Origin of the sequence: Flavobacterium gelidilacus DSM 15343, from assembly GCF_000422685.1 — a bacterium.
GTDB lineage: Bacteria > Bacteroidota > Bacteroidia > Flavobacteriales > Flavobacteriaceae > Flavobacterium > Flavobacterium gelidilacus.
Map to the genome: position 1 here is coordinate 156,693 of NZ_AUGN01000004.1, position 21,649 is coordinate 178,341.

The following is a 21,649-nucleotide window of genomic DNA, read 5'->3' on the forward strand; positions in this document are numbered from 1 at the left end:
TTAGCATAAAATTACAAAAAAGTTTATTTCAATTTATAAATAAAAGGTAATTATAAAACTACAATTCCAAATTCTTGTTCCAAAGGTTTCAATTCAGCAAACAATTTATGAATTAATTCTGGTCCAAATTCTAAATAATATTCTGAGAAATTAGCTTTTCGTTCCTGAAGACTTTGCTTTGGAAACAACTCATCTTGCAAAGAAGTAATGCGCTCTAGTTTTTCAGCTAAAACTCTTTTTTCAGCTTTTAATAAACGTTTTTCTAAATTCTCTAAACCTTTTATTTGTTTGACTTCTTGTGCTTTTACAGCTCCAATAAATGATTTGTCAGTATTTGCAGCAATTTCATATAAATCAGCAAATTGCTTTTTTAAATGTTCTTTTTGCGTAGTGAAATCAATATCAAAATTCGATAAAGCTTTTGTTTTATGACTAATCAAATCTTGTTGTTTGCTAAATAAATCGGCCCAACTCAATTCTAATTTATTTGCTTTTTGAACTTGTTTTTCTGTAGCAATTAGCACTGAATTACGAAGTAAAAGCATTGGAAAAGTCACGTTATTAGCTTCAAAATTTGATTTTAATTCCAACCAATAAGCCAATTCTCCACCACCACCAATATAACATAAATTAGGTAAAATCACTTCTTGATATAAAGGTCGTAAAATTACATTTGGACTAAATTTTTCAGGGTGATTTTCTAATTCGGATAAAATCTCACTTTCCGAAAAAGAATACTTTGTATTTAAAACAGTGTATTTGTTGTCTTCAAAAACGATTCGTTCTCTTAAATTGTCTTCAATATAAAACAGGTTAATTTCACGCGGGTTGACTTGAATTTTATATTCAGATAAAAGTTCGTTAGTTTTTAAAACCACTTCACTCGAAGTTTGATTTACTAATTCTTCTTTCGCAAAAGGAATAAATAATTGCTTCAAGTTTTTATCATCACCATCTAAAATTACTAAACCTTTTTCTTTGAAAATTTCATTAGCAATATAACGAGTCGCATCAGCTAAATTGTTATGTTCTAAATATCCTTTTTTAAATAAGTCTTTTAGAAAATCAGCATTTTGACCTAAACCTAATTCACTTGAATAGTGTTCAAAAACTTTTTTCAATCCTTCAGTAGAAAGTCTTCCAACAGGACCAAAACTATCTTTTTGCCAAGTAATTTTTTCTCCTTTAAACCAAAAATGATTGATTTCTTCAAAATCATGATCTTCAGTTGCCATCCAATAAATCGGAACAAAATTTTGATTTGGATATTCTTTTTTCAACTGCTCACAAAGATTGATAGTCGAAATAATTTTATACAAAAAATACAATGGTCCAGTGAATAAATTCAATTGGTGACCCGTTGTTATTGTGAAAGTATTTTCTTCGCTTAAGAGTTTAATATTTTTTGAAGTTGTTTCAGAAGTTTCAAAGTTTTGGTATTGAATGGTTAACGAATCAACTAGGATATTTCTGTTTTCAATGGAAAAGTTGTTTTTTTTCTCTTCGATTTGGTCAGAAAAGTTTTCCAACTTAGGAAATCTATTGTACAATGCTTTTAAATTGGCTTGTTCCCCTAAATAATCATTCATTAAAGTAGAAAAATATCCTGATTTTTGATAGCTTATACAGTCAGATGGCATAGTTTTAATTTTTTGTAAAAGTAGTAAATTACATTTTTTAAAGTATTATAGAAATCTTAAAATATACTTTACCTTTGCAAAAACATTTCCATTGCAAAACATACTCTTAATCACACCACCTTTTACCCAACTGAATACACCATATCCAGCAACGGCTTACTTAAAAGGTTTTCTAAACACCAAAAACATTGACTCGTTTCAAATGGATTTAGGTATAGAAGTGATTTTAAAAATGTTTTCAAAAGAAGGTTTAGAAAATTTGTTTCAAGTTTCTGGTGAGAGAGTTTCAGAAAATTGTCAACGAATTTATACGCTTCATAACGATTATAGCAGCACAATTGATAATGTAATTTCATTTTTACAAGGAAATAATCCAACATTAGCCAGGCAAATTTGTAGTGGAAACTTCTTGCCAGAAGCTTCTCGTTTTGATCAAGTGGATGATTTAGATTATGCTTTTGGTTCTATGGGAATGCAAGATAAAGCCAAACATTTAGCGACATTATATTTAGAAGATTTATCCGATTTTATTGTAGAATGTATTGACGAAAATTTTGGTTTCAGTCGTTACGCAGAACGTTTAGGCAGAAGTGCCAATTCGTTTGATGAATTATACAACGAACTAAAAAACGAAACAACCTTTATAGATAAAATTACCTTAAAAATATTAAAAGGAAGAGTAGAAGATGTACAACCAAAATTAGTTTGTTTTTCTGTTCCTTTTCCAGGGAATTTGTACAGTGCTTTTCGATGTGCACAATTTATAAAAATCAATTACCCAGAAATTAAAATTACAATGGGTGGTGGTTTTCCAAATACTGAATTACGAAGCTTATCAGATAAAAGAGTTTTTGAGTTTTTCGATTTTATATCTTTAGATGACGGAGAACTTCCTATTGAACTTTTAAATTCCAATATTAAAAATCCAAATTCCAACGAGTTTAAACGCACTTTTCTACTTGAAAACAACGAAATAGTCTACAAAAACAACACAACAAAACCCGATTACAAACAAAGCGAAGTTGGAACTCCAGATTATTCAGATCTATTTTTAAACAAATATATTTCCGTAATCGAAATTGCCAATCCAATGCATAGTCTTTGGTCTGATGGTCGTTGGAATAAACTAACCATGGCACATGGATGTTATTGGGGAAAATGTACGTTTTGTGATATTTCATTAGATTATATAAAATTATACGAACCTATTGCTGCCAAAACTTTGGTAGATAGAATGGAAGAGCTTATTATACAAACTGGAGAAAACGGTTTTCATTTCGTAGATGAAGCTGCTCCACCAGCTTTAATGAGAGAAGTCGCTCTAGAAATCCTAAAAAGAAATCTAAAAGTGACTTGGTGGACCAACATTCGTTTCGAGAAAAGTTTTACACAAGATTTATGTGTTTTATTAGCTGCTTCTGGTTGTATTGCTGTTTCTGGTGGTTTAGAAGTGGCTTCAGACCGACTTTTAGAACTTATCAAAAAAGGTGTAACTGTTGAACAAGTTGCTCAAGTGACTAGAAATTTCACAGAAAGTGGCATCATGGTTCACGCTTATTTAATGTACGGTTATCCAACACAAACGATTCAAGAAACGGTGGATAGCTTAGAAATGGTACGTCAATTGTTTGAGCTTGGTGTTATGCAATCTGGATTTTGGCATCAATTTGCCATGACAGCCCATTCTCCCGTAGGAATGTTTCCAGAAGAATTCGGAGTAATTCCACAACAAAACGAAATCACTTTTGCCAATAACGATATAGCTTTCAAAGATAAAACCGGAATCAATCACGAGAAATTCAGCTTTGGTTTAAAGAAGTCGTTATTCAATTATATGCACGGAATTTGTTTCGATTATCCTTTGCAAGATTGGTTTGATTTCAAAATTCCAAACACCAAAATTCAATCCGATTTTATTCATAATGCACTTCAAAATGAGTCAGATTTCAATACAAAACCTTCAGCCAAAATAGTTTGGATAGGAGGAAAACCAAGTCATGAAACTTTCACCAAATCCAAAAAAGGAAACAGTTGGGAAATGATGCAACTCATGTTTCACGATAAAAAAAACGTGACAGAAATTACAGTCGAAAAAGAGCAAGGTGAATGGTTAATCCAAATTTTAGAGAAGATTTCAATCACTTCAAACAGTAAACTGACTTTTTCTCAATTAAAATCAGATTATGAAACGAATTTAGAAGATTTCGAATTGTTTTGGTACTCAAAATCTATAAATTCTTTGAGAGAAATAGGATTGTTAGTTTTATAATTATTTGGGCGTTCCCTTTCAGGTCGTGCTGTCCACTGTATCTTTTTTTGGTTTGTCATGCTGAGCCTGTCGAAGTACAAACCAAAAAAAAGGATGCCGTTCCCATCACTAACGCATATCGTATAAATAGTAAAATGTACTTTTTCATCAACTATATCATTTTACCAATTTTTCATTTACGAAAACGTTTTCTTTTTTGTATTTTTACATTTCCTAAAAATTAAAATATGAGTACTACTTATAAACTTTCAGTAAATCAAGAAAATAACTTTGATTTCAATGAAGGCGATTTACGACAATTAGATGAAGTTCAGTTGTCTAATGATAAATTTCACGTTTTAAAAGATTATAAACCTTACTTAATTGAAGTTGTTTCAACAGATTTAGCTGCAAAAAAATACACAGTTAAAGTAAATAATTCGGTTTACGAAGTAGCCATTGCTAACGAATTAGACCAATTAATTACAGCTATGGGAATTGAAGCTGGAAAAACAAAAGTCATCAATGCAATCAAAGCACCTATGCCAGGTTTAATCCTAGAAATAAATGTTTCGGTTGGACAAGAAGTGAAAGAAAATGACCCTCTACTAATTTTAGAAGCCATGAAAATGGAAAACAGTTTCCTTTCTCCAAGAGATGGAATTATAAAATCTATTGCAGTAGAAAAAGGAAATGCTGTTGAAAAAGGACAATTATTAATTGAGTTTGAGTAATTAGTGATCAGTGTTCAGTTTTTAGTGTTCAGTAGAATGCGAAATATTGAAACATTATAGAATTAAATTAATTTGCGAATTTGCGGTCAAAAAAAATATAATGATAAAAAAGATAACAAAAATATTAGTTGCCAATCGTGGTGAAATTGCGATTAGAGTAATGAAAACTGCTCAAAAAATGGGCATCAAAACAGTCGCTGTTTATTCAACAGTTGACAGAAATGCATTGCATGTAAAATTTGCTGATGAAGCGGTTTGCATTGGAGAAGCAGCTTCAAGTCAATCGTATTTAAGAGGTGATAAAATTATAGAAGTTGCCAAAGAATTAGGAGTTGACGCAATTCATCCAGGTTACGGATTTTTGAGTGAAAATGCTCAATTTGCTGAATTATGCGAAAAAAACAACATCATTTTTATTGGACCAAAATCCAAAGCTATTGAAATGATGGGAAATAAGTTAGCTGCCAAAGAAGCCGTAAAAGATTACGATATTCCAATGGTTCCTGGAACTGAGGAAGCTATTACTGATATTGAAGAAGCGAAGAAAATTGCAACATCAATCGGATTTCCAATTCTGATTAAAGCTGCCGCAGGTGGTGGTGGAAAAGGAATGCGTATTGTAGAAAAAGAAGCTGATTTTACTTCACAAATGAATAGAGCTATTTCAGAAGCTGTAAATGCTTTTGGAGACGGTTCAGTTTTTATTGAAAAATATGTAACGAAACCAAGACATATCGAAATCCAAGTGATGGCTGATAGTCACGGAAATATCCTTTATATTTTTGAACGCGAATGTAGTATTCAAAGAAGACATCAAAAAGTGGTTGAAGAAGCTCCTTCAGCTGTTTTAACTCCAGAATTACGTAAAAAAATGGGTGAAGCTGCTGTAAAAGTAGCCAAAGCATGTGACTATTTAGGAGCAGGAACAGTTGAGTTTTTACTAGATGATAAACACAATTTCTATTTCCTAGAAATGAATACGCGTTTGCAAGTAGAGCATCCAGTTTCTGAAATTATAGCAGGATTAGATTTAGTCGAATTGCAAATAAAAGTCGCACAAGGTGAAGCTTTACCAATGAAGCAAGAAGATTTAAAAATCAACGGTCATGCCATGGAACTTCGTGTTTATGCAGAAGACCCTTTAAATGATTTCTTGCCAAACGTAGGATTTTTAAGCACTTACATTTTACCAGAAGGAGAAGGAATTCGTGTTGATAACGGAATTGAACAAGGTACAGATGTTCCAATTTATTACGATCCAATGCTTTCTAAATTAATAACTTATGGTAAAGATCGCGAAGAAGCCATTGCTTTGATGATTAAAGCCATCGATAATTATCATGTAGAAGGAGTTGCCACAACTTTAGGATTTGGAAAATTTGTTATGCAACATGAAGCCTTTCGTTCAGGAGAATTTGATACAGGTTTTGTAAAGAATTATTATGATGCCGAAAAATTAAAAGCTCAACATAAAACGGAAGCAGAAATTGCAGCCATGATAGCTTTAAAACAATATTTGAATGATTTGAAAAGGGTAAAACTTCCAAACTAAATTTTAATTTAAACATATAGAATCTTTGTTGAAAAGATTCTGAAACAAGTTCAGAATAAATGCAAGACAAAATAAAAACATTAAACGATAAAATAGCCTTAGCCAAACAAGGTGGAGGCGAAGCGCGAATTGCAAAACATCACGAAAAAAAGAAGCTTACAGCAAGAGAGCGTGTAAATTATCTTATGGATGAAGGTTCTTTTGAAGAAATTGGAATGTTAGTTACACATAGAACAACTGATTTTGGAATGGAAAAAGAAGTCTATTATGGTGATGGAGTTGTAACAGGTTACGGAACAATAAACGGAAGATTAGTCTATGTTTTTGCTCAAGATTTCACAGTTTTTGGTGGTTCATTATCAGAAACTCATGCTGAAAAAATCTGTAAAGTGATGGATATGGCACTTAAAAATGGTGCTCCAATGATTGGACTAAATGATTCTGGTGGAGCACGTATCCAAGAAGGTGTACGTTCTTTAGGAGGTTATGCTGATATTTTTTACAAAAATGTACAATCTAGCGGTGTAATTCCTCAAATTTCTGCTATTATGGGACCTTGTGCTGGTGGAGCCGTTTATTCTCCAGCGATGACCGATTTTACTATGATGGTTGAAGGAACGAGTTATATGTTTGTGACTGGGCCAAGTGTTGTAAAAACGGTTACTAATGAAACAGTAACTTCAGAAGAATTAGGTGGTGCAAGTACGCATTCTACAAAGTCTGGTGTAGCTCATATTACTTCACCAAATGGAGTGGAATGTTTAGAGGATATCAAACGTTTATTAAGTTATTTACCTCAAAATAATAGAGAAACTGCTCCAAAATTGGACTATGTTTTAAATGATGAAATCAGAGAAAAATTAGGCACAATTATTCCGGATAATGCTAATAAACCTTATGATATGCATGATGTTATAGGGAATATTATTGACGAAGATAGTTTCTACGAAATTCATAAAGATTTTGCTGAAAATATTATCGTAGGTTTTGCAAGATTAGGTGGAAGAAGTATCGGAATTGTAGCTAACCAACCAATGGTTTTAGCAGGTTGTTTAGATGTAAATAGTTCTACAAAAGCGGCTCGTTTTGTTCGTTTTTGTGACGCATTTAATATTCCATTATTAGTTTTAGAAGATGTCCCAGGATTTTTACCAGGAACTGATCAAGAATGGAACGGAATTATCGTTCACGGTGCCAAATTATTATACGCTTTTAGTGAAGCAACTGTGCCAAGAATTACAGTTATTACAAGAAAAGCTTATGGTGGAGCTTATGATGTAATGAATTCAAAACACATTGGTGCTGATATGAATTTTGCTTGGCCAAGTGCAGAAATTGCCGTAATGGGAGCAAAAGGAGCATCAGAAATTATCTTTAAAAATGAAATTGCTGCAGCAGAAAATCCAGAAGAAAAGCTAAAAGAAAGAGAAGCTGAATATGCCGAATTATTTGCTAATCCTTACAAAGCTGCTCAAAGAGGTTTTATAGATGAGGTTATTGAACCAAAATTTACTAGAAGGAAATTAATCAAAGCATTTAGTATGTTGGAAAACAAAGTAGTTGATACACCCAAACGTAAACACGGAAACATTCCTTTATAAAATTTAAACCATCTGAAAAGGTGGTTTTTTTATGAATTAAAATAAAGTTAAAATCGATTTAATAAGTTTAGATTTTTTATCTTGTCAAACTTTTAAAACTCAATAAAAGTCTTTTAACTATTTGGTAATGAATCGTTTTTTATTAATTATATTGTTTTTTATTCTATCTAACTCTTTTGCTTTTGCTCAAAAAACAACAAAGCATAAAGTAGTCAGTGGAGACTCATTCTATTCTATAGCCAAAAAATATGGAGTAAGTGAATCAGATATTTATGAGTTAAATCCGAAAGCAAAAGGACAAACATTACAATTAAATGCAATTTTAGTTATTCCAACAGGAAAAGCAACAAAGAAAATCACAAAAGATTTTCATGAAGTTGCTTCAGGTGAATCTTTTTACACTATTGCAAAGAAATACGATATAAGTATAGAAGAATTAAAAGATTTTAATCCGTCTGTTTCACCAAATAAATTACAAGTTGGAACTAAATTAGCTTTGACTAAAAATAAAAATTCCAAAGACGCTAAATCTAATAAAAAAGAAGAAGCATCGACTTCAAATGATTTAATTCACTCAGTAAAAAAAGGGGAAACAATAAGTCATATTACTGAAAAGTACGATGTAAGTTTTAAAGAATTAAAAAAGCTTAATCCAGGTTTAGATGTCAAACTTCAAATTGATGAAAAAATAGTCATTAGAAAAGGAAAAGAAAAAGCTAAAAAAGAAATTATTGAGCCAAAAGTAGCACCTATTAAGGTAATAAGTCCAAGTTCATTACAAGTTGAAAGTATGGCGGCTGCTGATGATGATGTAGAAGAACCAGATGATTCAGGTGAAGTAACACATGTAGTCGTAAGAGGAGAAACATTAATGAGTATTGCTAGATTAAATAAAATAACTTTGGCTAAATTACAAGAATTAAATCCTAAAGTTGGTGATAGAATTTTTCCAGGAAGAAAATTAATTATAAAAAAAGGAACTGCGAATACTTTAACGAAACCAGCCGTTGTTTATGCTGAATTAGAAGAATTTATTGAAGATGCTCCATTAATGTCTTATGAAAGTTTAGAAAGTGCTGATCAATTAATTGCAATTGCTTCTGAGCATTTAGGTACAAGATACAGAAGTGGTGGTACAAAAAGTGGTGGATTTGATTGTTCTGGTTTAATGTGTTACACATTCTCTCAATTGGATTTTAAACTGCCTAGAACTTCAAACGAACAATCGAGAACGGGTAAAAAAGTTAAGAAAACACAAGCTCAAAAAGGAGATTTAATTTTCTTTTCTACTAATGGTCGTGGATCAGTAAATCATGTTGGAATGATTACAGAAGTTATTGATGATGAAATCTTTTTCATTCATTCATCTGTGAGCCGTGGAGTAATTGTTTCTTCAGTTAAAGAAGCTTATTATGCAAAACGTTTTATTAGAATTAACAGAGTTTTGGATAATATTAATTAGTAATAATTTCATCAATTGATTTAGCTAATTTTCTGTCTTTTTCAGTAATTGTATTACCTTCATCATGCGTTGTTAAAATAATTTCAACTGTATTGTACACATTTTTCCATTCAGGATGATGGCTCATTTTTTCGGCAACTAAAGCAACTTTACTCATAAACCCAAAAGCTTCTACAAAGTTTTTAAATTTAAAGGTTTGTGTTAACGTATTGTTTTCTTCTTTCCACATAATTTTATATTTTAATTTTCTGAAAATCTATAATCCGAATATTTAATATCTTATTTAATTGGAATCCAAACTTCCTCTTCATTTTCAGGATCTTCATGTCCTTTATAATTATCTCCTAAAACTTCAAAATGAGGACGATCATCTAATTCATAATCACTATTTGGTAACCATTCAGCATAAATATATTGTGCTGTTTTAGGAAAATCAGCACTTGTTCCTTTATGTAAAAATACGGCATATTTTCCAGATTGAAGTACAAATTCTTCAAAACCATCTGGAGTCAAGTCAAAGTTTCTAACTTCAATTAATGCATGTTTTTTAAAAATTGTTTGAGGTGTGAATTTTTGAAATTTTTGAAAATCATAAATTTGTAATGAAAATAAATCTGCTGAAATGGCATTTTTAACTTCTTTTAAGCGAGGCATAAACTTTTTCCAGATAACAGCCGTTTGATCATTTGCCAATGATGTTTCAGTTGAAAATCCAATAAGTTTTTTTGAAGCCATTAGCTCTGTTCGTAGAAACATAAAGTTTAATTTTTTCAAATATAGAAAAATCCCCACAAATTACTAAATTCATAGGGATTCAATTACTAATTAATATCGATTAATTTTCTTTTAAATAATTATATATTTCATCTTTTAATCTTACACGTTCTACTCTTAAATCATTTAAGGCTTCATCAGAAGCAGGTTCAGTATCCGTTTCAATTCTATAAACTTCATGATCTAATTCATCATATTTGTCAAATAAAATTTTAAAATGATTGTCTTCAACTTTTAAAGTGTGAATCTTTTGTTCAAACTCTGGAAATGCTTCTGCTAAATTGTGTTTTTTAATCATATCTATTGGTTTTAATTAATTATTTAAAATTAACTTTTTAAAATCTAAAAAAATATGATAAATATCAGGTTTGAAAAAAGCCTCATTAAAAAAATGAGGCTCTTAAATTAATTTTTATATTGACTTAGTCTAAAACTTTTTGATCTGAATTTGTTCTATTGGTAACAATTGTTTGAATTAAATCATAACTACCGTTTGTGACTTTTAATAAATAAACAGCTCTTGCTCCGTTTGTGTATGACATTTTATTTGCATTTGAAATCATTTGAACAGCCTTTTTTTCTAAAGTTGTTTCGTTTTCAGCAAATACTATTTTGAAATCTATGTTTTCCGTTTTTGTAGAAGTAAATTTCACATTTGATAAGGGACTTTGATTCATTTTAACACCATCAATGAAAACTGTGAATAATTTTGAATCTTCGGTATAAATTTCCACTTCATTAGATTGTGCTTGCATAACATAAGCAAACATAATAAATGCAAATGAAAATATAATTTTTGTTTTCATAATTTAATTTTATTAGTGTCTTTAAAAAGTAAAGATATAAAAAATAATAATTAGTTGTGATAATTATCTCTTTTTTAAGATATTGGTTCAGCATACAAATCAAATTCTGTAGCATCAGTAATTTTTAACATTACAAAATCTCCTGTTTTTAAATAGAATTTTGAAGCATCAATTAAAACTTCATTATCTACATCTGGACTATCAAATTCAGTTCTTCCAATAAAATGTTGACCTTCTTTTCTGTCAATCACACATTTAAAAGTCTGACCAATTTTTTCTTGATTTAAATCCCAAGAAATTTGTGCCTGAATATCCATAATTTCAAGAGAACGGGCTTGTTTCACATCTTCTGGAACATCATCAACTAAATTATAAGCATGTGTATTTTCTTCGTGAGAATAAGTAAAACAACCTAATCTTTCAAAACGCATTTCTTCAACCCAGTTTTTCAAAATTTGGAAATCTTCTTCAGTTTCTCCAGGATAACCAACAATTAAAGTCGTGCGAATTGCCATTTCTGGAACAGCTTTTCTAAAGTCTTTTAATAAGTTAGTTGTTTTCTCATAAGTTGTTCCTCTTCTCATCGATTTTAGAACACTATCAGAAATATGTTGTAACGGAATATCAATATAATTACAAATTTTTGGTTCACGTTTCATCAATTCCAAAACTTCCATCGGAAATCCTGTTGGAAATGCATAATGCAAACGAATCCATTCAATTCCTTCAACTTTTACTAAATTTTCTAGTAATTCTGCTAAATTTCTTTTCTTGTAAATATCTAAACCGTAATATGTTAAATCTTGAGCAATTAAAATCAACTCTTTAACTCCGTTTTTAGCTAATTTCTCAGCTTCAATAACTAAATGTTCAATAGGAGTAGAGACGTGTTTACCACGCATTAATGGAATGGCACAAAAACTACAAGGTCTATCACAACCTTCTGCAATTTTTAAATACGCATAATTTTTTGGAGTTGTAGTTAAACGTTCACCAATCAATTCGTGTTTGTAATCTGCACCTAATGCTTTTAGTAATAAAGGCAATTCGGTTGTACCAAAAAATTGATCCACATTCGGAATTTCTTTTTCTAAATCCGGTCTATATCGTTCAGATAAACAGCCAGTTACAAAAACCTTGTCAACTAAACCTCTTTCTTTTTTATCAGCATATTCTAAAATCATATTTACTGATTCTTCCTTTGCATTGTCTATAAAACCACAAGTGTTGATTACGATGATATTTCCTTCATCTTCTTTAGCTTCGTGAGTCACTTCTTTGCCATTGGCTTTTAATTGTCCCATTAAAACTTCACTATCATAGACGTTTTTTGAACATCCTAGCGTAATAACATTGATTTTATTTTTCTTTAACGATTTGGTTCTCATAGAATTGAAAGTTTATTTCTGAGTTTTGGAGTGCAAAATTACGCTTTTTAAATGTAATTGTTTTGGTTTGAGTAATATTTATGATTTTCTTTATTAACATAACTATTTCAAATAAAAAAAAACTACTTCTTTTGAAGTAGTTTTTCGATTTTTTATATGTGATTTTTAAAAGGTAACAGTGTAACTTAAGCTTACAGTATCATTTTTATTATTGATTCTAGCTTGATCATTCATTCCAGATGAAATGAAGCTTTGATTGTAATTTCTATGGGTGTTTGCGTAAGATAAATCAATTCTAGCATTGTTGAAACTATAGCCTAATCCACCAGAATATCCAATTAAATCTCCAAAAGTTGCATCAACTTTATAAGGACTTTCTTCAAATCTATAACCAGCTCTTAAACTAATTTGTTTAATTTTATATTCACCACCAACATTATATGAAATTGTGTTTTTTAAATTTGCACTCATGTTATCATTTAAAGAAGCATATAATGCATCATTTTTAGGTCTGAATGTTGTTGTGCTGTAATCTTTAGAAGACACATCTACATTAATAAAACCATTACTTCCAAAAATATAAGCAGCACTTCCTGTCCACTTACTCGGTGTTTTTACATTGTAGCTAGGATAAACGTTCACAACATTTGGATCAACTACATCTGTATAAGTTCCGTTAGCATCAGAATTTACAACAACTAGGCGTTGTGATAACTCATCATTTAAAGCATACCATGTAGGTGACTCATAAGCAATTCCTAATCTAAATTCTTCAGTAACCTTTGCTATTGCTCCTAAGTTAAGAGAAAAACCTCTGCCATAAGTGTATAAATCATTGTCAAATTGAATTCTCTTGACAGTTGAACCAGTAGTATATTCTGGATTATTATTACTTTCATAAACAGAAGAAGACTTTGTGTAGTCTGTAAAATGAATGTTTAAATTCATACCCAAAGAAAGAATATCATTATAATTAGCTGCAAAATTTCCAGTTAATTTTCCGTTGTATCCTTTAGATTTGATATAACTTTCTTGGTAATAATTTCCACCAACAGGTATATTTGTAAAATAATCAACGTTATTTGAATCTGTATCGTCAAAAGCACTTACAATAAAACCTTGATATCCTAACATTGCTTGTTGGGCACCAAAGCCTAAACCTCCAGTTTCTCCAAGATAATTGTATAGGCTACTTACTGATTCTCCGGGTTGTGTTTGTAAATATTCTAATTGATAACCTTGAGCAGCATCTGAAAAATAATTACCTATTGAATTGTTAGGATTGGTTCCTTTTGAAAATAGTTGATTATTAAAGTTATTTGTGTTTTCATAATTGATGGCAAAACTTAATTTTTTCCAATCACTGCTATCATTGGTGTTATCAAAAACAAAAACAGCTCCAATTTGATTAATATCTAACTTAAAATCATTTTCACTCGATCTTGAACCAAAATAAGTAGAATTATTTTTTTGGTTAAAACCAGAAACTGTAGCACTAAACGTATTGTATTTAAAGACAACAGAACCAGCAGGATTGATATTGATAGCAGATAAATCTCCGCCAATTGCTCCCATTGAACCACTCATTGCTCTAAATCTAGCTGTTCCATTTAAATCTTCTACAGCATATCTAAGTGCATCGCTTGGTGTTGTTTCTTGCGAAAGGCCAATAAATGATGTTCCTAGTAATAAGGATAAGAATATTTTTTTCATAGTATTTTTTCTTTTTTCTTAATCAATTAATTTTAACCGCGACCTCCACGACCACCGCCACCACCTGATGAACGTCCACCACCAGAACTTCCACCAGAAGAACCACCTGATGATCTACTTCCCCCAAAACTTCCCCCCGAATTACTACTTCTAGGAGTTGAACTACTTCGTGGTGTTGTAGTTGTTCTCGGAGATGTTGTTGTTCTAGGACTATTTATACTTCTTGGAGAAGTTGTGCTTCTTGGCGAAGTTGTTCTTGGACTTGTAGTAGTATTTCTAGGAGAGTTATTTGTGTTTATGGATGAAGATCTTGTTCTTGGACTTCTTACAGTAGAATTTCCTATTTGATTGTTTCTTCCGGTAACAGTTGCTGTTCTTCCAGAACTTCTTCCAGAATTAGCCGGATTATATCTACTCATTCCTCTGGTACCAGCATTGTATGATACATTTCCTCGATAATTTCCTCCGTAGAAATTGTTGTAACCATAATATGGGTTATAGCCCCAATTATTAAAGCCGTAACCATAACCAAAATAAGGATTATACCAATTATTCCAACCATAGTTAAATCCTAATCCCCAAGTGTTCCCAAAATAGAATCCATTATTCCATCCTGGACCATACCAAGAATTATAGCCATAACCCCAGTTATTCCATCCGTTATTATAGAAGTTAACATTTACTTGATCTGAATTATTTCCCCATCCGGCATAACTTCTTTCTACAACGTATACGGTATCAGTTTCATTTGAAGTATAGGAATCTACATCAGTAAAATATTCAGTTTCCTCAAATTCATCTTGCATATCCTTAAATTTGTCAACGTAGACATTATTTGGTTGCACTTGAGTGTAGGTTTGAGTTTCATCTAGTGTGGTTTCTCTTTTTGATGAGCTGTAAATTCCATCATTATCTTCATAAGAAGAATTCTTGAAAGAACCACATGAAGTTATACCAATCGATACTAAACTTAGGAGCAACAATCGGTAGTTTTTAATTGAAGTTTGGTAAATAGTTTTCATAATAGCAAGTTTTTATTGTTGGACATCACAAAAATAGTTAGTTTTGTCGAATATTTTAGTTAAAATTTATATAAGAAATAGTAACAATTTTTATGCCAATTCACTAGTAATGAGTAAAAACTTAACAAAAAGAGCAGAGGATTATTCTAAATGGTACAACGAATTAGTTGTAAAAGCCGATTTAGCAGAGAATTCAGGAGTAAGAGGATGTATGGTAATTAAGCCATATGGTTATGCAATTTGGGAAAAAATGCAAGCCGAATTAGATAGAATGTTTAAAGAAACAGGTCATCAAAATGCCTATTTTCCCCTTTTTGTTCCCAAAAGTATGTTTGAGGCAGAGGAGAAAAATGCTGAAGGATTTGCAAAGGAATGTGCTATTGTAACTCATTATCGTTTAAAAAATGATGAAGACAATCCTGGAAAATTAAAAGTTGATGAAAATGCTAAATTAGAAGAAGAGCTAATTGTTCGTCCAACTAGTGAAGCTATTATCTGGTCAACATATAAAGGATGGGTTCAGTCTTACAGGGATTTACCATTACTAATTAATCAATGGGCAAATGTTGTTCGTTGGGAAATGCGTACACGTTTGTTTTTAAGAACAGCTGAGTTCTTATGGCAAGAAGGGCATACAGCTCATGCTACAAAACAAGAAGCTATAGAGGAATCTGAAAAAATGATGAATGTTTATGCTGATTTTTCAGAAAGATTTATGGCAATTCCTGTAATAAAAGGGTTAAAAACTGAAACAGAGCGTTTTGCAGGAGCAGAAGAAACTTATTGTATTGAAGCATTAATGCAAGATGGAAAAGCGCTCCAAGCAGGAACTTCTCACTTTTTAGGTCAAAATTTTGCCAAAGCTTTTGATGTAAAATTTGCAAATGCTGAAGGAAAACAAGAATACGTTTGGGGAACTTCTTGGGGTGTTTCTACGCGTTTGATGGGTGCTCTAGTTATGACGCATTCAGATGATTTGGGTTTGGTGTTACCTCCAAATTTAGCTCCAATTCAAGTTGTAATTGTGCCTATTTTTAAAACAGATGAGGAATTTGAAAGAATTTCAGTTGTTGTAAATGATTTAGTAGCTCAATTTAAAAAACTGAATATATCTGTTAAGTTTGATAATAGAACGACACATAAGCCAGGATTTAAGTTTGCTGAATGGGAATTGAAAGGTGTTCCTGTTCGAATTGCAGTTGGTCCAAAAGATTTAGAAAATAAAACTTTCGAAATTGCAAGAAGAGATACTTTAACTAAAGAAATTATCGCTCAAGAAGGAGTTGTAAGTTATATTTCCGAATTATTAGAGACAATTCAATCTGATTTATTTAATAAAGCATTAAAGTATAGAGACACGCATATAACTGAGGTTCAGAATTTTGAAGAATTTAAGGATGTTTTAGAAAATAAAAATGGTTTTGTGTCGGCACATTGGGATGGAACGGCAGAAACTGAAGAGAAAATTAAGGAATTAACTAAGGCAACTATCAGATGCATCCCTTTAGATGGCGCTATTGAAGAAGGAAAGTGTGTTTTAACTGGTTCAAAATCAGAGCGTAGAGTTTTATTTGCAAAAGCATATTAAAAAATAATAAATTTCTGTTGCGAAAATAAAAAATAGTTGTATTTTTGCATCCGCAATACAGAAATATTGGCCCGTTCGTCTATCGGTTAGGACGCATGGTTTTCATCCATGTAAGAGGGGTTCGATTCCCCTACGGGCTACAAATATTGAAATTACTGGATTACTGGCCCGTTCGTCTATCGGTTAGGACGCATGGTTTTCATCCATGTAAGAGGGGTTCGATTCCCCTACGGGCTACAATTAGTTGTAAATAAGTTTTGTAAAATAAAAGGTAGTGTCTCTATTTTTTGTTTTATTAGTTAAAACCAAAGTGATTGTTTTACAATTGTGGGAGGTTTTTCTTTTTTAACTAGTAGTTTATAAATAATTATTACAATTAAATTAAGAAAAAATGGCAAATCACAAGTCAGCATTAAAGAGAATTAGAACAAGCGAGAAGAAAAGAGTAATCAACAAATATCAGCATAAGACTACACGTAATGCTATCAAAGCAATTCGTATGGCTACTGATAAAGCTGATGCAACAATAAAATTGAACGAAGTATTTTCAATGATTGATAAATTAGCTAAAAAGAATATTATTCATTCTAACAAAGCTTCAAACTTAAAATCTAAGTTAACTAAATTTGTAGCTTCTTTATAAGAATTTACAAATTTTAATAATTCAAAGCCCTCTTTTGAGGGCTTTTTTTATGAGATTAAGTTAAGAAATAGTAAATATACGTAAAGTAATGCATTGGTTAGTATTTTATTAGAAAATAAGTATTACCTTTGCACCACTAAAAAAATAAGATGGAATCTATCAGAAACATTGCAATTATTGCACACGTTGACCACGGTAAAACTACCTTGGTTGATAAAATTATGTATCACTGTCAATTATTTCGTGATAACGAAAACACAGGTGATTTAATATTAGATAACAATGATTTAGAGCGTGAAAGAGGAATTACGATTACCTCTAAAAACGTTTCTGTACAATATAAAGGAACAAAAATCAACATTATCGACACACCTGGTCACGCGGATTTTGGTGGAGAAGTAGAACGTGTATTAAACATGGCTGATGGTGTTTGTCTTTTAGTAGATGCATTTGAAGGGCCAATGCCTCAAACGCGTTTCGTGTTACAAAAAGCTATTGACTTAGGATTAAAACCATGTGTTGTAATCAATAAAGTAGATAAAGAAAACTGTACTCCTGAAGAAGTTCATGAAAAAGTTTTTGACTTAATGTTTGAATTAGGTGCAGAAGAATGGCAATTAGACTTTCCAACTGTTTATGGTTCTGCAAAAAATAACTGGATGTCTGACCATTGGGAAAACGTAACTGATAATGTTGAAGCATTATTAGATATGGTTATCGAAAATGTACCAGCTCCTAAAGTTTCTGAAGGAACGCCTCAAATGCTAATTACATCTTTAGACTTTTCAAGTTTTACAGGTCGTATTGCAATTGGACGTCTTGAAAGAGGTGTTTTAAGAGAAGGAATGCCAATCTCATTAGTAAAAAGAGATGGTACTATAACAAAATCACGTATTAAAGAATTACATACTTTTGAAGGTCTTGGACGTAAAAAAGTACAAGAAGTTATTGCTGGAGATATTTGTGCAATTATTGGTGTGGAAGGTTTTGAAATTGGTGATACTATTGCTGATTATGAAAACCCTGAAGGACTTGCTTCAATTGCTATTGATGAGCCGACAATGAGTATGTTATTTACAATTAACGATTCTCCTTTCTTTGGTAAAGAAGGTAAATTTGTAACATCAAGACACATTAGAGATAGACTGACTAAAGAATTAGAGAAAAATTTAGCCATGAAAATGGGTGAAACTGATTCAGCAGATAAATTTATGGTTTTTGGTCGTGGTGTACTTCACTTATCTGTTCTTATTGAAACAATGAGAAGAGAAGGATACGAATTACAAATCGGTCAACCACAAGTTATCATCAAAGAAATTGATGGCAAAAAATGTGAACCAATTGAAGAATTAACAATCGATTTACCTGAAAATCTTTCTGGTAGAGCTGTGGAATTTGTTACATTACGTAAGGGTGAAATGCTTTCTATGGAAGGTAAAGGTGAACGTATGATTATCAAATTCAACATTCCATCACGTGGAATTATCGGATTACGTAATCAATTATTAACTGCAACTGCAGGTGAGGCAATTATGTCACACCGTTATATAGGATATGAGCCTTTCAAAGGAGCAATTCCAGGACGTAATAATGGTTCGTTAATTTCTATGGAAAACGGAAAAGCAATCCCTTATTCTATTGATAAATTACAAGATAGAGGTAAATTCTTCGTTGAACCAAATGCTGAAATCTATGAAGGTCAAGTTATTGGTGAAAACTCTCGTTCTGATGATATGTGTATCAACGTAACGAAAGCTAAAAAACAATCTAACGTTCGTTCTTCTGGAAATGATGAAAAAGCTAGAATTATTCCTCCAATCATTTTCTCTCTAGAAGAAGCTTTGGAATACATTCAAAAAGATGAATATGTGGAGGTTACACCAAAATCTATTCGTTTAAGAAAAATCTATTTGACAGAAACAGACAGAAAACGTTTCAAAATATAATTAAATTATTAAAATGTCTCACTTTTTTAGTGGGACATTTTTTTTATATACCTATTTTTGCATTTCAACACAATTACTATGTATCGTTTATTAATTCGCCCCATTTTATTTAAATTTGATCCTGAAAAAGTACATCACTTTACTTTTTCTTTAATTCGTTTTTTACATAAAATTCCCTTTGTAGGAAGTTTAATCAATTCGTATTACGAAGTAAAAAGTCTAAAATTAGAACGAGAGGTATTCGGATTAAAATTCAAAAACCCAGTGGGTTTAGCAGCAGGATTTGATAAAGACGCAAAACTATACCAAGAATTATCGAATTTCGGATTCGGATTTATTGAAATCGGAACTTTAACTCCAAAGCCACAAGAAGGAAATCCTAAAAAGCGACTTTTTAGATTGCAAGAAGATTCAGCAATCATTAATCGTATGGGTTTTAATAATGGTGGTGTTGAAGAAGCGATTATTAGACTTAAAAAAAACAATGGTGTTCTAATTGGTGGAAACATCGGAAAAAACAAAATCACTCCAAATGAAGAAGCTGTAAACGACTATGTAATTTGTTTTGAAGCTTTATTTGATTATGTTGATTATTTTGTTGTGAATGTAAGTTCACCAAACACTCCAAATTTAAGAGAACTTCAGGAAAAAGAACCTTTGAAAGCTTTGTTGAATACGTTACAAAATCTTAATTTAAAGAAAAATAAGCCAAAACCAATTCTGTTAAAAATTGCCCCAGATTTAACAAACGAACAATTGTTAGATATTATTGAAATTGTAAACGAAACTAAAATAGCTGGAGTTATTGCATCAAATACAACTATTTCTCGTGAAGGCCTAGAATCAGCTAACAAATCAGAAATGGGTGGTTTATCTGGAAAACCATTAACTAATCGTTCAACTGAAGTAATTCGTTTTCTGTCAGAAAAAAGCAATAAATCATTTCCAATTATTGGAGTAGGAGGAATTCACTGTGCAAAAGATGCTTTAGAAAAATTAGATGCTGGTGCAAGTTTAATACAACTATACACAGGTTTTATTTATGAAGGTCCAAAATTGATCAAAGAAATTAATAAGGCCTTGCTTAAGAAAAGTTCAGTTTAATTTAGCCTATAAATTTGTGATAATTCGTGTAAATTCGTGTTAACCTTTCTAATAAAAACTAATTTGCGTTCCAAATTCAACTAATAAACCAGCTAAAATTGCGATTCCAAAACTTAATAAGGTTCCAATAAGAACATATTCTGTAAGTTTTCGATCTTTTGCTTCTTTTAAATCACCAAATCTAAAGATTGATTTTGCAGCCAATAAAAACCCAATAGCTTCAAAATGATTGGTAATAATGAAGCAAAATACAAATAAGCGTTCCAAAATTCCAATATAATTTCCAGCGTTTTGCAACGAATTATCTTCTTTGTTTTTACTTTCAGGTGTCCAAATTGAAATTATATTTTTAATAATTATCGAAGTTGGTTTCGTCAACAAAACTATTCCAGTTATTAAAATCCAAATTCTATTATCTATATTTTGAAAATCTATTGAAGTGTTGTTATAAGTTAAAACTATTATAAAAATCATTATTAAATGCAACAACTGATCAATTGAAAACCAAATGCGTTTCGTCTTTTTCTTTTGAAATTTCAGTTTTAGTAAGTCAATAATTCCGTGTGAAACGGCTAAAAGAATTCCATAAACTATAAAATCAGCTTCAGCTACAAATAGCAACATCAAAAGTAAATGAAGAGCTGTGTGTATATACAAATACATACTTTTCTCTTTCTTTTTTTCTTTGTCTGAAACCCATTTGTTTGGTTGCAATATAAAATCACCAATCAAATGTGCCAATAAAAGTTTTGTGAATAATAGCATCATATTTCAAGCATTTTTAATTTTTCAATATAACTAGCATTTATTTCTAATAACAAATCAAAATTAGCTCTTTTTCTTCTTTTACTCACTGCTGCTTGATTTATGTTTAACTTTTCTCCCATTTCTTCTTGAGAAATAGTTGGATTTTGAATAGCTAAAAACACAAATTCAGCTTGTTGTGAAAGCCAATTATCCATAAAAGAAAGTCCTAAACGCAATAACAAATTCATTTCCTTATTAAATTCTTTACTCGGAGATTGTAAGACTAAGGTGATTTTATTTTTTTTCATCAAGTTAAAAGCTTCACCCGAATTTATAAAAGCAGTTCCATTACTTTCGGATATTCGTTTGGATTTGAATGTTTTATCACCAAAACCAATACTCATTCTTGCATCCAATGAAATAGTTCTTAAAAATGCTTTTATTAAAAATGCTTTTAGCAAAGCTTCTTCAATGTTTTTTATTTCTAACTGAAATTCATCACCGCGATAAATTTCCCAATCACCCGGATTTTTTCCAAATTGTAAAAACAATTTCTTTAAACCATCCATCCAATTGGAAGATTTTGCTCTACGTGAACCTTTTATATCTCCTGTTATAATGCAAATCATCTTCTTTTTTTTAACTTTTTTCTTTTAGTTGATAGAAAAACTAAATCAAATA

At 31.1% G+C, this 21,649-nt stretch carries 19 protein-coding genes and 2 tRNA genes; 11 read left to right on the forward strand and 10 right to left on the reverse strand.

Translation table 11 applies throughout. From position 1 onward, the window contains the following. Positions 1–50: 50 nt before the first annotated feature. A complete protein-coding gene (bshC, locus tag G507_RS0103570) occupies positions 51–1,640 on the reverse strand; it encodes a bacillithiol biosynthesis cysteine-adding enzyme BshC (protein WP_026716198.1) in 1,590 nt (529 codons plus the stop codon). A gap of 91 nt (positions 1,641–1,731) precedes the next feature. Between bshC and G507_RS0103575 the strand changes: the two genes are divergently transcribed. The 5 genes from G507_RS0103575 to G507_RS17255 all read left to right on the forward strand — a co-directional run bounded on the left by G507_RS0103575 (position 1,732) and on the right by G507_RS17255 (position 9,237). Continuing rightward, positions 1,732–3,909, forward strand: coding sequence for a B12-binding domain-containing radical SAM protein (locus G507_RS0103575; protein ID WP_026716199.1), 2,178 nt, complete (start codon positions 1,732–1,734; stop codon positions 3,907–3,909). Between the two features lie 227 nt (positions 3,910–4,136). Next, positions 4,137–4,622 carry an acyl-CoA carboxylase biotin carboxyl carrier protein subunit gene (locus G507_RS0103580; RefSeq protein WP_026716200.1) on the forward strand — a complete coding sequence of 162 codons (486 nt, stop codon included), beginning with the start codon at positions 4,137–4,139 and terminating at the stop codon, positions 4,620–4,622. Between the two features lie 112 nt (positions 4,623–4,734). Next, positions 4,735–6,174, forward strand: coding sequence for an acetyl-CoA carboxylase biotin carboxylase subunit (gene accC / locus G507_RS0103585; protein ID WP_026716201.1), 1,440 nt, complete (start codon positions 4,735–4,737; stop codon positions 6,172–6,174). 59 nt (positions 6,175–6,233) lie between these two features. Further along, complete coding sequence (locus G507_RS0103590; protein WP_026716202.1) at positions 6,234–7,775, forward strand: acyl-CoA carboxylase subunit beta; 1,542 nt, start codon at positions 6,234–6,236, stop codon at positions 7,773–7,775. 127 nt (positions 7,776–7,902) lie between these two features. Further along, positions 7,903–9,237 (forward strand): C40 family peptidase, encoded by a 1,335-nt coding sequence (locus G507_RS17255; protein WP_051191478.1) that lies wholly within the window; start codon positions 7,903–7,905, stop codon positions 9,235–9,237. On the opposite strand, the gene G507_RS0103605 is transcribed toward G507_RS17255, so the two are convergent. The 7 genes from G507_RS0103605 to G507_RS17815 all read right to left on the reverse strand — a co-directional run bounded on the left by G507_RS0103605 (position 9,230) and on the right by G507_RS17815 (position 14,940). Continuing rightward, complete coding sequence (locus G507_RS0103605) at positions 9,230–9,466, reverse strand: 4a-hydroxytetrahydrobiopterin dehydratase (protein WP_026716203.1); 237 nt, start codon at positions 9,464–9,466, stop codon at positions 9,230–9,232. The genes G507_RS17255 and G507_RS0103605 overlap by 8 nt on opposite strands. 50 nt (positions 9,467–9,516) lie before the next feature. Beyond that, the gene (locus G507_RS0103610; protein WP_026716204.1) at positions 9,517–9,993 is read right to left on the reverse strand and encodes a GyrI-like domain-containing protein; all 477 of its coding nucleotides are present in this window, start codon (positions 9,991–9,993) and stop codon (positions 9,517–9,519) included. A 79-nt stretch (positions 9,994–10,072) separates the two neighbouring features. Next, entirely contained in the window at positions 10,073–10,309 is a 237-nt protein-coding gene (locus G507_RS0103615) for an HP1242/YdcH family protein (protein ID WP_035665585.1), read from the reverse strand. Positions 10,310–10,433: 124 nt separating this feature from the next. Next, positions 10,434–10,817, reverse strand: a complete 384-nt coding sequence (locus G507_RS0103620; RefSeq protein WP_026716206.1) for a hypothetical protein — start codon at positions 10,815–10,817, stop codon at positions 10,434–10,436. 74 nt (positions 10,818–10,891) lie between these two features. After that, positions 10,892–12,205: a 30S ribosomal protein S12 methylthiotransferase RimO gene (rimO, locus tag G507_RS0103625; protein WP_026716207.1), complete on the reverse strand. Its 1,314-nt coding sequence runs from the start codon at positions 12,203–12,205 to the stop codon at positions 10,892–10,894. Positions 12,206–12,370: 165 nt separating this feature from the next. Further along, positions 12,371–13,918: an OmpP1/FadL family transporter gene (locus G507_RS0103630; RefSeq protein ID WP_026716208.1), complete on the reverse strand. Its 1,548-nt coding sequence runs from the start codon at positions 13,916–13,918 to the stop codon at positions 12,371–12,373. Between the two features lie 32 nt (positions 13,919–13,950). Then, positions 13,951–14,940 (reverse strand): sulfur globule family protein, encoded by a 990-nt coding sequence (locus G507_RS17815; protein ID WP_026716209.1) that lies wholly within the window; start codon positions 14,938–14,940, stop codon positions 13,951–13,953. A 109-nt stretch (positions 14,941–15,049) separates the two neighbouring features. On the opposite strand from G507_RS17815, the gene proS reads away from it, so the two are divergent. The 6 genes from proS to G507_RS0103665 all read left to right on the forward strand — a co-directional run bounded on the left by proS (position 15,050) and on the right by G507_RS0103665 (position 20,221). Next, positions 15,050–16,528, forward strand: a complete 1,479-nt coding sequence (gene proS / locus G507_RS0103640) for a proline--tRNA ligase (RefSeq protein WP_026716210.1) — start codon at positions 15,050–15,052, stop codon at positions 16,526–16,528. Between the two features lie 68 nt (positions 16,529–16,596). Then, positions 16,597–16,668: transfer RNA gene (locus G507_RS0103645), tRNA-Glu, on the forward strand. A gap of 25 nt (positions 16,669–16,693) precedes the next feature. Then, positions 16,694–16,765 (forward strand) — tRNA-Glu (locus G507_RS0103650). Positions 16,766–16,919: 154 nt separating this feature from the next. Beyond that, positions 16,920–17,171, forward strand: a complete 252-nt coding sequence (gene rpsT / locus G507_RS0103655; protein WP_026716211.1) for a 30S ribosomal protein S20 — start codon at positions 16,920–16,922, stop codon at positions 17,169–17,171. 149 nt (positions 17,172–17,320) lie between these two features. Further along, entirely contained in the window at positions 17,321–19,117 is a 1,797-nt protein-coding gene (gene typA, locus G507_RS0103660) for a translational GTPase TypA (protein WP_026716212.1), read from the forward strand. A gap of 78 nt (positions 19,118–19,195) precedes the next feature. Beyond that, positions 19,196–20,221 carry a quinone-dependent dihydroorotate dehydrogenase gene (locus G507_RS0103665; protein WP_026716213.1) on the forward strand — a complete coding sequence of 342 codons (1,026 nt, stop codon included), beginning with the start codon at positions 19,196–19,198 and terminating at the stop codon, positions 20,219–20,221. Between the two features lie 48 nt (positions 20,222–20,269). Here the strand turns inward: G507_RS0103665 and G507_RS0103670 are convergent, their stop codons facing one another. Beyond that, the gene (locus tag G507_RS0103670; protein WP_026716214.1) at positions 20,270–20,986 is read right to left on the reverse strand and encodes a DUF3307 domain-containing protein; all 717 of its coding nucleotides are present in this window, start codon (positions 20,984–20,986) and stop codon (positions 20,270–20,272) included. Beyond that, complete coding sequence (locus tag G507_RS0103675) at positions 20,986–21,597, reverse strand: hypothetical protein (RefSeq protein WP_026716215.1); 612 nt, start codon at positions 21,595–21,597, stop codon at positions 20,986–20,988. Before G507_RS0103675 ends, G507_RS0103670 begins: the two co-directional genes overlap by 1 nt. Positions 21,598–21,649: the final 52 nt, after the last annotated feature.